This is a genomic window from Nostoc sp. NZL, assembly GCF_015714705.1.
GTDB classification, from domain to species: Bacteria; Cyanobacteriota; Cyanobacteriia; order Cyanobacteriales; family Nostocaceae; genus Nostoc; species Nostoc foliaceum_A.
The window spans coordinates 22,124-34,219 of the sequence record NZ_WBKL01000127.1; the positions used below are offsets into that span (position 1 = coordinate 22,124).

Annotated in this window: 8 protein-coding genes; 3 read left to right on the forward strand and 5 right to left on the reverse strand. The window is 42.2% G+C overall.

Annotation, left to right across the window (positions count from 1 at the left end; genetic code table 11):
* Window positions 1-143: 143 nt before the first annotated feature.
* The 5 genes from F8R90_RS18170 to F8R90_RS18190 all read right to left on the reverse strand — a co-directional run bounded on the left by F8R90_RS18170 (window position 144) and on the right by F8R90_RS18190 (window position 7,846).
* On the reverse strand, window positions 144-1,355 hold the full coding sequence (locus F8R90_RS18170; protein ID WP_196511882.1) for an EAL domain-containing response regulator: 1,212 nt from the start codon (window positions 1,353-1,355) through the stop codon (window positions 144-146).
* Window positions 1,356-1,441: 86 nt separating this feature from the next.
* Window positions 1,442-1,996 (reverse strand): hypothetical protein, encoded by a 555-nt coding sequence (locus tag F8R90_RS18175; protein ID WP_196511883.1) that lies wholly within the window; start codon window positions 1,994-1,996, stop codon window positions 1,442-1,444.
* A 723-nt stretch (window positions 1,997-2,719) separates the two neighbouring features.
* The gene (locus F8R90_RS18180; protein ID WP_196511884.1) at window positions 2,720-5,497 is read right to left on the reverse strand and encodes a family 10 glycosylhydrolase; all 2,778 of its coding nucleotides are present in this window, start codon (window positions 5,495-5,497) and stop codon (window positions 2,720-2,722) included.
* Window positions 5,498-5,594: 97 nt separating this feature from the next.
* Window positions 5,595-6,935 (reverse strand): TIGR03279 family radical SAM protein, encoded by a 1,341-nt coding sequence (locus F8R90_RS18185; RefSeq protein WP_196511905.1) that lies wholly within the window; start codon window positions 6,933-6,935, stop codon window positions 5,595-5,597.
* A gap of 86 nt (window positions 6,936-7,021) precedes the next feature.
* Window positions 7,022-7,846 (reverse strand): undecaprenyl-diphosphate phosphatase, encoded by an 825-nt coding sequence (locus tag F8R90_RS18190; protein ID WP_196511885.1) that lies wholly within the window; start codon window positions 7,844-7,846, stop codon window positions 7,022-7,024.
* A gap of 448 nt (window positions 7,847-8,294) precedes the next feature.
* Here F8R90_RS18190 and F8R90_RS18195 point away from each other — a divergent pair, with 448 nt between their 5' ends.
* The 3 genes from F8R90_RS18195 (at window position 8,295) to nadB (ending at window position 11,850) form a co-directional block, all read left to right on the forward strand.
* The gene (locus tag F8R90_RS18195) at window positions 8,295-9,074 is read left to right on the forward strand and encodes a DUF3120 domain-containing protein (protein WP_196511886.1); all 780 of its coding nucleotides are present in this window, start codon (window positions 8,295-8,297) and stop codon (window positions 9,072-9,074) included.
* A gap of 510 nt (window positions 9,075-9,584) precedes the next feature.
* A complete protein-coding gene (gene psbU, locus F8R90_RS18200) occupies window positions 9,585-10,013 on the forward strand; it encodes a photosystem II complex extrinsic protein PsbU (RefSeq protein WP_109011385.1) in 429 nt (142 codons plus the stop codon).
* A gap of 160 nt (window positions 10,014-10,173) precedes the next feature.
* Complete coding sequence (gene nadB, locus F8R90_RS18205; RefSeq protein ID WP_196511887.1) at window positions 10,174-11,850, forward strand: L-aspartate oxidase; 1,677 nt, start codon at window positions 10,174-10,176, stop codon at window positions 11,848-11,850.
* The last annotated feature ends 246 nt before the right edge of the window (window positions 11,851-12,096 follow it).

Sequence of the window (12,096 nt, forward strand, 5' to 3'; positions counted from 1 at the left end):
GGTTTCAGAGCAAGTAAATTTATTTATGAACAAAGGTAAAAAATGTATTTTGAGACGCTTAGCGCAAAAAATACGGTGTCCTTATTAAATCCCTTAAATTTATTTATGGGGATTCCTCCTACCTTCTGCCTCCTTAACAATATTTACACATATAAGCATTTGTTAGTAAATAAAAATTTTTCAAATTCTGCTGCTGGCAATGGATGACTGAATAGAAAGCCTTGCATAGAATTACAGTTGTGTTGGCGCAAAAAAGACAGTTCTGCTTCTGTCTCTACACCTTCAGCAACTACATCTAAATTCAGATTTTGAGCCATTTGAATTAATGCCTTGGTAATGGCTGACTTCTGCGGATCAGTAGCAACATTGTGGATGAAATAACGGTCTATTTTTAATGTGTTAATTGGTAAATTTTTCAGATAAATTAAAGAAGAGTAGCCCGTTCCAAAATCATCAATCGCAATTTTAACACCCAAAGATTGCAATTTGTTCATAGTAGCGATCGCACTATTGACATCTTGCATAATCATACTCTCAGTGAGTTCTATTTCTAAGTAATGTGGCTCCAAATCATTGGTAGCTATAAAATTGACTATTTTATGAATAAAATCTGGTTGATTAAATTCAATTACTGACAGATTGATAGCAACAATCAAAGATTTAATTCCAGCATTACGCCAGCTTTTAATTTGTTTGCATACACTCTTCAAGACCCATTTACCAATAGGAACAATTAAGCCTGTAGACTCTGCTAACGGAATAAATTCTGTTGGGTAAACCATTCCCACTTCTGGACTTTGCCAGCGCAATAAACTTTCAGCAGCTACTATTTTTCCAGAAGCAATATCGACTATTGGTTGATAATAAATTTCAAATTCTTGGAAATTATGTTGTTTGATAGCACGGTGTAGGCTAATTTCTAACAACTGTTTTTTGGGAGACAAGTTGTTAATTACCGTTTGAGGGGATAAATACCTTTTTAAAGTAGCGTATTTTTCCAATCTGTTCATGATGGCACTTAATAACTCAGCCCGAGTAAATGGCTTAGTTATATAGTCATCAGCACCCATATCCATACCTTGGCGGAAGTCAGATTTGGCAGATTTGGCAGTGAGAAAAATGAAAGGAATTGTTGCCGTCGATGGATCTTGCCTTAATGCTGTTATCACGCCATAGCCATCAATTTCTGGCATCATCATATCACAGAGAATTAAATCGGGAACTTCGGAAATAGCTAAATGTAACCCGATTCTGCCATTAGGCGCAGCAATAGTTTCAAAATCCTCAGCTTCTAGCAAATCTAAAATGTTTTCACGGACTGCTTCTTCATCTTCTATTATTAAAATTTTGGGCATAATTTACCTCATTTTATATTGTATTATTTAACGTCAAAATCACAACAAATTTTGGATTAACTTCCAAATTAATTTGGAAAAATATTTTACCTTTGGATATATGTACACTTTTTTAAAATTGCCATTCTTAATCTAATCCCTAGTATATTGCCAACATTCCTGACGCGATAAAAGGATTTCAATACGGGATGGAGATGGCTAGCCCAGAAGCCAAGTCCTTCGAGGATTTCCCGCGCTTGATAGCTCGTGATAGCCACAATATTTTCGCTAATAAATGTATTACCAAAATTTCTGTAACTTTTACAGCTGTAAATTACTGCTGGGTTGGGGGAAAGTAAATATTGCAGATGTTGTTGGCTGACAAGTAGCGTCCACCATATTTCCCAACATGGATGCTCAACTACATTTTGTGGCTGTAGTTCCCCAAAACCGAGTGCTGTTTGGTTAACTTTTAGCACGATCCCCTCTGTTATCAGCAACTCGGTAAACTGGAAGGTGCCGTTGAAGATGGCGCGAAATCGTCTTTCACTCTCACGCAATGATACTTCTGCTTGTACAGGGGAAGTACTATTCACAGAAACTCCAATGAGGCAAGCCGGTTTGTCGTGTCTGTCAGTACTATAGCGCGTGCTAGTAACCATTTGTACTTGGGTAATTGTCTGTTAAAGAGAATCTGATGTGCTATCTCAAAGGCAATAAAACTAGCGTTCCCTCTAGTTTTATGTGTTTTTTGTGCTATTGCTTGACAAATACTTTCAGAGTTGACAAGACCAAAAATTTGATCTTGGTTATCTACGAAATGGCAGTAAATCCAACTGCTAGTGTATCAGTGATAGCATTGAGGCTGTCTTTAAAACTTATACATTGAATATGTCATGAGCAAGGTATGCATAACTTCATAAATATTGGCTGTTTTCAAGTCAGTGAATGAAGCTAGAAGCCTTACCATATAATCCTTGGTGAAGTACTCTAACACCTGTAAACATAAAGAAAACAAGACACTCTTAAACCGTAGTGCCATCAGTGTGATCGCATCTAATAGTAATGTTTCCGGCACAACCATCCGCGGCTAACAGTCAATTGTTTACCCTAGGCTTTATAACCTTAGAAGTTGAGGTAAGGCTTGCATGGATTTTTCCGATAGCTATTATTAAAAATATAGTTATCTAAAACTCCTTACTTAAGTATTTTCTAATATTTTGACGCCAAACAAGTAGTAATATTTGGCATGTAAATACAGCACAAACTGTGTTAAGAATTACAAACTAGCTTATATCCAGCTAGTTGAGGGCATGAGGAATTTTTATTTTTCTTCTACTCCTATGCCTCTCTGCTCCTCTACTCCTCTACTCCTTGCTTCTTCACTAAGGACGTAACTGCACCCGCCGTTCGCCGTAACGTAATAGCCTTTCTATAGTTACAAGCCGATTTTCCCAAACTTTGACTTGATAGGAATTTGACTTAAGCTCTTGGCTCATCAATACCCGAAATTGAGACTGGAACCGAGTTAGAGAGGCTTTTGCCACTAGTAACTTACTAGGAGAAGGAGAAGCAGCAAGCTGATTTAAAGCACTGCGTAAAACTTCTGCCTGGTTGTTAAAATCTGATATTTTCTGAGCAGGTCTTTGTAGTTGGTCATTTTGGAAAACAAATTTCCATTCCCGTTGCAGCGCGGTGTAACGGATAGCGGCAGTTTGAAAAGGCTGGCGGTGAGGAATAGGTTCACTTTTAGTGGATGTTGTGGATTGAACCCTACCTTGGGTGCTAATAAAGAGTTTTTGTAGCTCGTTGTTAAAATTCTCTGCGGCAAAGAGAGCATAACCACTAACGGGCAAGTCTCTTACCAACTGGAGTTGATCGAATGTTCCAACAGTTGGCAAAGAAAGTAAGCGAATTCCTGGCACTAACAATGTAGCTCCCAATTGTTTAGAGGCGATCCAAGGTTGGGCTAGACGTTGGAAGCGGGAAGTATCCAGAGCATAAGTCATGGGAACAATTAAATCTACATCCCCCCGCCTTGCCCAAGTTTCCCAGTTTTGTTGAATTTTCTGAATTCGCTCTAGTTCCGGTAAAGGAAATACTGCAACCGATAAAATCAAATTCGGTCGTTTTTGTCGCAACTGCTGTGATACTTGGGCGACAAAGCTATCAACTTGCTCGGTGCGAAATGTCGTCCACTTTTGCCACAGTTCTGGTTGACTGGGAGAAATATTTATCGGATCTACACCAGTAAGCTGCTGAAACTGTGCTCTTGCAGCTTTGCCATAGCCGTAGATTCGGCCTGCTGATGGATCTTGAAAGGGGTAGCGAATGTAGTCTAGCTGTAGACCATCCACGTCATAGCGAGTAACGATTTCCTCGTATAGCTTGAGTAAGTACTGCCGCACTTCGGGGTTGGCTGGGTCAAAGAATGGCTTGCTCTGACCAACGGGAATCATGTTGCCAAGGTTATCGTAGTTTGCCCAATCGGGATGAGCCGCCAGTACTGGCCCTGGATAATCAGGATTAACGTTGATAATCTGATTGTGGCGTTGGTTACCAGCAGCAAAAGTCCAAACCCAAGCGTGTAATTCCATGTCGCGCTCATGGGCTAATTTCACTGCATCTTCCAGTGCGTCCCACCCACGAATTAATGGGTTTTGCTCTTTTGCTACTTGGCTCGGATAAATGGTATAGCCAGCGTTAACAGTTTCAAAGAAGACAGTATTAATCCCAGCTTGGGCTAGGCGATCAAAAATCTGGGCTAGCCCCGCCTTGTTACCAGCACGAACAATGGTCCCTCTATCTAACCAAACTGACCGGATTTCTGGTTGAGCCAGTCTCTGATCAACAGGAAACTGCTGCCACAAAATCGTCTTCGCTACTAACCACTGCTGACGAGCCAGAGCGTAATTTTTTTGTGCAATCAATTGGGGTAAGTTTCTGGAAATTACCCTTACCTGTGCCAAGGCTTGGTCTTTACTGATGGCTAGCCCCCCCAATTTAGTTGAGGCTAATTGCATTGGCTGCTCCTTGACAGATTGGGAGGTGTAGGTGTCCAGATGCCTAGAGGACTGCTTTTCTTCAGATATCCTAACGCCTTCGTTAGCCGCATCCGCTGACACCGCTAGATGAGCGCTTTCCACGCGACCAATCAGATTTTCTAGCTCTTGCTGGAGAGCGATCGCTTGGTTGTTGTCAATCGGCTCATTGGAGTTGGGTGCAACATCTAAACGCACTGCTTGTTCCAACTGGTCAATAGCCTCTTGGGAAATTGGGGGTTTGACTGTAGGAAGTGCTCTTGGTATGGGAGCAGTGGCAGTTTTAAGAGGAGGAGATGAGGGAGATGAATTGCCCGCCTGCTGCCTTGGTGCAGCCGCCACCTTTGTAGAACAGTTTGGCGAACCTCCTGCTATTTTTTTCATGCGATTCGATGGTGCTGGTGCTGTCAAATAGTGATTGATAGCAGCTTTTAACCAGGCATTATCTAACCCAGCTGCTGAAGCTGTATCTGTTCCCCAACGCCAGCCCAAAAAAGTGGAACGCTCAGTCGTCACTACTGCGGCAGGATTATCTTTTGAATTCCACACAGCAGGAGATTGAGTGCCCATATCATTAGGAATCACAACGCCGCCGCGCACTTTGCCAAAGAGTTCAGTTTGATTTGCCCATTCTGGGATCTTGGTTTTTGTGGGCTTGATCTGTTCTGTATCACTGAGGCTAAATCCCCAATAACCTCCCAAGAGCGATCGCAATAACTGGCGCACTCCTGGGGATGAAAGACTACCTACAGGGCCGCTGGCAATCAAGCGCCCTCCCTTACTCATCCATTCTTCTAGAGCGATCGCTTGGGTTGGCGTTAATGTCTCGACGTTTGGCAAAAATAATACCCGGCGATCGCCCCAATCTGCCCCACTCTTGACATCAGTTAGAGGAATTACACAATATTTCACTCCTATTGCCTGTAAGCGGTCAGTTATCCCTGTCCATTGACTCGCATTTTCTTGGCTATGTACTACGCTCAATACAGGTTCTTCAGTCGCCGCCGTTACTGGCAAAATACGAAAACTATTTAGAATTAAAAAATTAAAACTTAAAATGAAGAATCCGGCTTTTTTTATTTGTGAACTTGCCTTTTTATGAATTTTTTCCTGATTCTTCACTACTGACTCCTCAGTGGGTTATCTATTAAGTATTACTTCTTATTTATCATCTAGCTTAACAATAAATTACCTCCGAAAAACAACTGATCTTTGATAACTAAAATTGAGCAAAATTGGAAATGCATGTTTTTATTAAATCTTCAACTCCTGCTACTGGGAAAATTTTTGTATTTAGTCTACCGGATAATTCCTCAATACTCATATCATCTAAAAACACTAATTCACCATTTTTTAACATGACATTCGGTAGCAAAATGCCATCGCCTAAATCTTGCCCTTCTAAATTTAAAAGCAAATCATGACCAGTTAGTAATCCGGTTACACTGATGGTTTGTCCCCAATAATCACTACATAAAGCCCGCATATTGACTTCTAAACCTTCAACAAAATTTAAGCGTTCCAAAATAGGTTGAAATGCTTTTTCTACGGCGTTGCCTACTATCCAAGTGAACTTTCTTTGAGGATATACTTTTGGCGGTAGTAATTCTGCCGCAACAGTAGCAAATTGCTTGATAAATAATTGAATCGAACCAACTCCATTATCAATTTGGGGATATTCTTCATATTCAGATTCGCTGGGTAATTCCTCACCTGCAATCAAAAACCACTCGTCGGCTAACCAAACAACGCTAGAAGCAAATTGTTGGCGAAATTGCCGCGAGAGCATTTGCACTTGTGAAATTACTTCTTTTGCTTTTTCTCTAGTTACGGGTATGAGTTCGTCTTCTGAAGGACGAAACCGTGTCAACCCAACTGGCACAACTGCCACGGATGCCACCGCAGGCACTTCACCAGTATGAAAGGACGCTAAATCTTTGAGAGTTTGTTCCAGATGTTTGCCATCATTTATACCAGGACAAACTACTACTTGAGCATGAATCTGTAGTCGTCTTTCTTGAAACCACTTGAGTTGTTGCAAGATTTGCCCCGCACGCGGATTTTTCAGCAGTCTAATTCTTACTTCAGGCTCCGTCGCATGAACAGAAACATACAACGGAGACAAGCGCATTTGCTCAATCCGCTGCCATTCTCTTTCTGGCAAATTGGTGAGGGTAAGATAAGAACCGTACAAAAAGCTTAGACGGTAATCATCATCTTTTAAGTACAAACTGGTGCGCTTACCTGGTGGCTGTTGGTCGATAAAGCAAAATGGACAGCGGTTGTTGCACTGAATTAAGCCATCAAATAGGGCAGTTTCAAATTCTAGCCCTAAGTCTTGGTCGTAATCTTTTTCGATTTCCAGGCTATGAGTTTTACCAGCAGCGTCTAAAACTTCTAATTCCAAAACTTCATCAGCACACAAAAACTGATAGTCAATTAAATCGCGGGGACGTGTACCATTGATAGCAACGATCGCATCACCAGCCTCAAAGCCAATCTCTGCGGCTATTGAGTCTGGAAGAACCTTGGTAATTAGAGCAGGATTAATGGTAGTCATGGGGGATTGGCTAAACAGGGTATGGGGCATCGGGCATTAGTCATTTACTTTGGACTAATGACCAATGACTAATGACTATTATGGAATTATCCTTTCCAACCTGCTGCGATCGCAGCTAAAATAGCACTGCCGAATGCTAATCTATACCAAACAAAAACCAAAGTGTTTTTAGTTTGTAGGTACTTGATCAAGAATGCAATTGATAGGTAGGAAAAAATAAACGTTGAAATAATCCCTACAATTAACAGTCCAACAATGTTATCTGGTAACTGTTGGGCTTGAAATAACTTGAAGATTTTCAAACTTTTATAGAGCGTAGCAATGGTAAGAGTTGGAAACCCTAACAGAAATGAGAATTTCGCCGCTGTATCCCGTTCTAATCCTAAAAATAAGGCAGTTGTCAACGTCGACCCAGAACGAGAAACGCCCGGAATTAAAGCAAGGGTTTGTCCTAATCCAACTAAAATACCATCCCGAATTTGCAATGAATTAAAATCTCGCTTACGAGTGCCAATTTTTTCTGCTAAACCTAGTAAAAGCGCCATAATAATTGACATAATGGCAATAATTAATGCACTCTCTGGAAGAATATCTTTCAAAAGAAAACCGACAATTAAAGCAGGCATTGTTCCTACTAAAATACCTACAAGAATTCTCCATTCTTCACGTTGCCAGTCTTTCTCTTTTAGTGCTTCGATCCCACCTTTGACAATACTATAAATAAGCGACCAAAAATATCCCAGAATTGCTATAACGCTACCAAATTGAATTGCATCAACAAAATCTTTAGAACCTAGTTCTTTCCAACCAAATACCTTTGTCACAATCAGAAGATGTGCAGTGCTGCTAATTGGCAGAAACTCTGTAATACCTTGAACAATACCCAAAATAAAAGCTTGAATAAACTCCATATGTAATTAGTACCTTTTTCTTGTTATAGACATCATTGTTTAGTTGATGATGTTGCTTTATATACTCTCCACTGCACCCAATCCTGTAGAAAATTTAACTTTACTGATTAATAACATCATCGAAGACGCTGGCCATGTTCTTACACCCACCTCAATAAGTCAACGAAATTTTGATAATTCATCAAACTTTAATATTTAGCAGACTGATGCTATTCACTTTTTAACCTTTAAATTGCACTCCTCACCTCTCTGTAGTCTTTCATTTACAAGGAACTACAGAGGAGTTCTGTACATAGTGCAAATTTAGGGAATTAGTCTGGCGCAGAATGTTTTGTTTAGTTTACGCCAGTGCTCCCTGAAATTTCAGTATAATTACAATGCCCTAGGGGGGGATTTTAAAATGTGATATCTTAAATAAGATAAAGTTTAGTAACAAATATTAAAAACTTTGATTAATAATACACTGTCCTCCTACACTGCTTCTACCCCTTCTATTGATACCGAGTTGGATTTAGCTGATACTGGGCAGAATGGTATCAGGCAATTGGAATCTACACTTTCCTCTTCTCCTTCTCTTCCCTTATCTATTTCTGCCCGACAAACTTGGTTAGTGTTTGCGGCGGCGGTGTTTTTGGTAACAGTACCAGTATTTGTAGAAGCGCCAATAGTGCGATCGCTACCAAGTCTCAGTTTAGCGCTGGCAGCGTTTTGGGTATGGCTAAGTTTTACCTTAATGTCACGTCCTGCAACTTATGTATGGGGGGATTTGCTTTTAGGATTTAGCTGGAGTTGGTTAGCAGGAGCGATTTACTGGGGCTGGTTACGTTGGGAACCTGTATGGCATCTGCCAGTGGAGTCTATAGGATTACCGTTTGCTTGCTGGTGTTTGGCGAAGAATTGGGGCAAGGTGGGTAACTGGTTTTATTTAGGTTCTTTACTAGGTACAGTCTTAACCGACGTATATTTTTATTTAGCAGACTTGATGCCCTATTGGCGGCAAATTATGAGAGTAGATGCAGATGGCGCACCACAAATATTGCAAAATGCTCTCATGCAAGTGCAAGCGCCTTGGGGACAAAGTTGGGCTATAGTTCTCGCCTTAGTCCTGTTGACAGTCGGAATTTTACCTTTAAGTCTAAAGCAAAGACACTGGTATGCCTTTAGTGGCGCAGTTTTAAGCACAATTTTGGTAGACAGCCTATTTTTGTTAGCTGCGATCGCAGCGTGAAGAAGGCAGGAGTCCGGAGGTTGTAATTATCGTGCAGGCTTCTCTGACCGCAACTTTTTCCAGCCCAGTCTACGGCACATCAAGAATGATGCTGTAGATAATTAATTTGTTAAGAAATATTACATCATCGCCTATCACCATCAAGTCTTTTTGCTAGGGTTTTCGGTATTAGACATCGCACGGTTTTGTGTATGCTTGGGAAGTAGAATCAGCTACCCTGAAAAGATTTCCTCTAGCAGGGAATGCTACCAGGATCATGGATAAAAGCCTATTGCAGTTATGCAGGCACTCTTACCATGATGAAAAATTTTGGCAAAAGTACAGTCAAACCTAGTAACGGTAAATATTGTGGATATTAATACGCTGTATATTAGTTTCTGATGACTGCTGTGTTGATTAAGCTATCAGGTTTTGTCCTTTGTCTTTGGCGCTCTGACTAATGACTAATGACTGCTGACGGCTGTTAGCTTAAAACGTTTATTTCTGTTTGATGGAAAGAGGTAGAAAATCGTGAAAGGATTGGCGCGTTTATTAACAGTGTTTAGTTTGTTACTTAGTTGCTGGGGATGGCTGGGAACAACTCAGATAGCCCAAGCTGCTAGTTTCAACAGTTTTGCTTTTCCTCAAGTCCCAATTCTGGCAATTGAGCGGCAAAATCGGGCAGATGCGAAGCTAGGAACGGAATTTGGTAAAAAAATTGATTTGAATAATACCAACGTCCGAGCTTTTCAACAGTATCCAGGGCTTTATCCCACCCTGGCGAAGAAAATCATCACAAATGCTCCCTACCAAAAAGTAGAGGATGTATTGGATCTTCCAGGATTGAGCGATCGCCAGAAACAAACCCTGCAAGCCAACTTGGATAAGTTCACCGTGACAGAACTAGAGCCTGCTTTCAACGAGGGAGATGATCGCTTTAACAACGGCATCTACAGATAATTGCACGTTGCAATTAACGTAGCAAATAGCAGCCCACTCCTAATTCTAGGGATTGGGACATGATATGAGTTAGGAGTTATGAGTTAGGAGTTATGACTTTATTAACTCCTCACTTCTAACTCCTCACTTCTAACTCCTCACTTCTAACTCCCCCATTACCTTGCCTCAGATAGATATTCCTAGCCAATTTGATGTCTTAGTAGTCGGCGCTGGTGCCGCTGGACTATACACAGCATTGTGTCTACCACAGTCCCTGCAAGTCGGTTTGATTACCAAAGAAACCGTTGCTTTGTCCGCCAGTGATTGGGCGCAAGGTGGCATTGCCGCAGCGGTTGCCCCGGAAGATTCTCCCACGCTACACATTGAAGATACGATCCGGGCAGGTGCAGGTTTGTGCGATCGCACTGCTGTAGAATTTCTCGCCCAACATGCTCCGAACTGTATTCAATCCCTAGTTAACTTGGGGGTAGCTTTTGACCGTCATGGTCAAACTTTAGCTTTAACTTTAGAAGCTGCCCATTCTCGCAACCGCGTTCTCCACGCAGCTGACACCACAGGGAGGGAAGTTACCACCACCCTCACTACCCAAGTATTACGCCGCCAGAATATTCAAGTCATTCAGCAAGCTTTAGCTTTGAGTTTGTGGATCGAACCCGAAACTGGGCGCTGTCAGGGAATAAGCCTGTTTTATCAAGGTGAAATTACATGGGTAAGGGCTGGTGCTGTGGTACTGGCAACTGGCGGTGGCGGTCAGGTATTTGCCCAAACTACTAACCCGGCTGTGAGTACGGGTGATGGAGTAGCGATCGCAGCTCGTGCTGGGGCTATCCTCCGCGATTTGGAATTTGTGCAATTTCACCCCACTGCTCTCACTAAACCTGGTGCCGATCGCTTTCTCATTAGCGAAGCTGTACGCGGCGAGGGGGCACACCTTGTCGATAACGAAGGGCGGCGTTTTGCCTTTGATTACCACCCTGCGGGTGAACTCGCACCCAGGGATGTGGTCAGTAGAGCAATTTTCAGCCATTTACAACGTACCGCCCTTGATTTGGCCACTGCCCATGTGTGGTTGGATATGCGCCCCATCCCCGCCGACAAGATTCGTCACCGCTTTCCCAATATCATCAAAGTTTGTCAGCATTGGGGCATTGATGTCTTCCATGAACCAATTCCTGTGGCCCCTGCTGCCCATTACTGGATGGGTGGGATTGTCGCGGATCTAATGAATCGCACAAATATCTCCGGTTTGTACGCGGTGGGTGAAACCGCTAGTACTGGGGTGCACGGAGCGAATCGCCTTGCCAGTAATTCTCTGTTGGAATGTATTGTGTTTGGGGCCCAGATGGCTAATATTGAGTTGGAAAATATTGGGCTGCCGTCAGAAACACCAATGCTGCCATTACGGAAATTTAGTGCTGATGCTAGTGAGTGGCAAATCCAGCAAGCACAGCTAGAAGTACTTAGGGAAAAGTTACCACGCCTAGTGTGGGAAAGTGCTGGTATTTGTCGAGAACAATCAAGGTTGGAAACTGCGATCGCTACTATCGAATCTTGGCAGCAAGATTTTGCTCTCTTGCCTTTAAGTCAATTCTTGCTTGCTTTACGTCCCGCAGAACCAGCTAGTTTTGACCTACCAGATGTTGAACGGCAATTGGCACTTTGGGCAGAAACCCGCAATTTATTAGATGTGGCTGATTTAATTCTTAAAAGTGCTGCTTTTAGAACCGAAAGCCGAGGCGGACACTACCGTTTAGATTATCCTCAACCAGACCCAAATTGGCAAGTCCACACACTTATACAAACACATCATTGGTGGAAATCTCCGCTATTGTCTTGATTGAAGTTTCCAGAACAGGCTTTTAATAAAAGTTTTTAATCCCTTCTCCTGTGGTCGCTGCTGCACGTAGCAAGCTTTAAGGGTAGGGGTATGACGCTCTATGACTCGCTAATACTGGGTCATCGCCCTAATCTTTCAAGGGATGACGCTATCGACGGAAACCTGAACCACTCTGGTCTTCTCTCAAGGGGAGACCCGAATGAATGTGGTGTCCAAAACATGAGCTGCTTCATCCCGCTGCTGTAC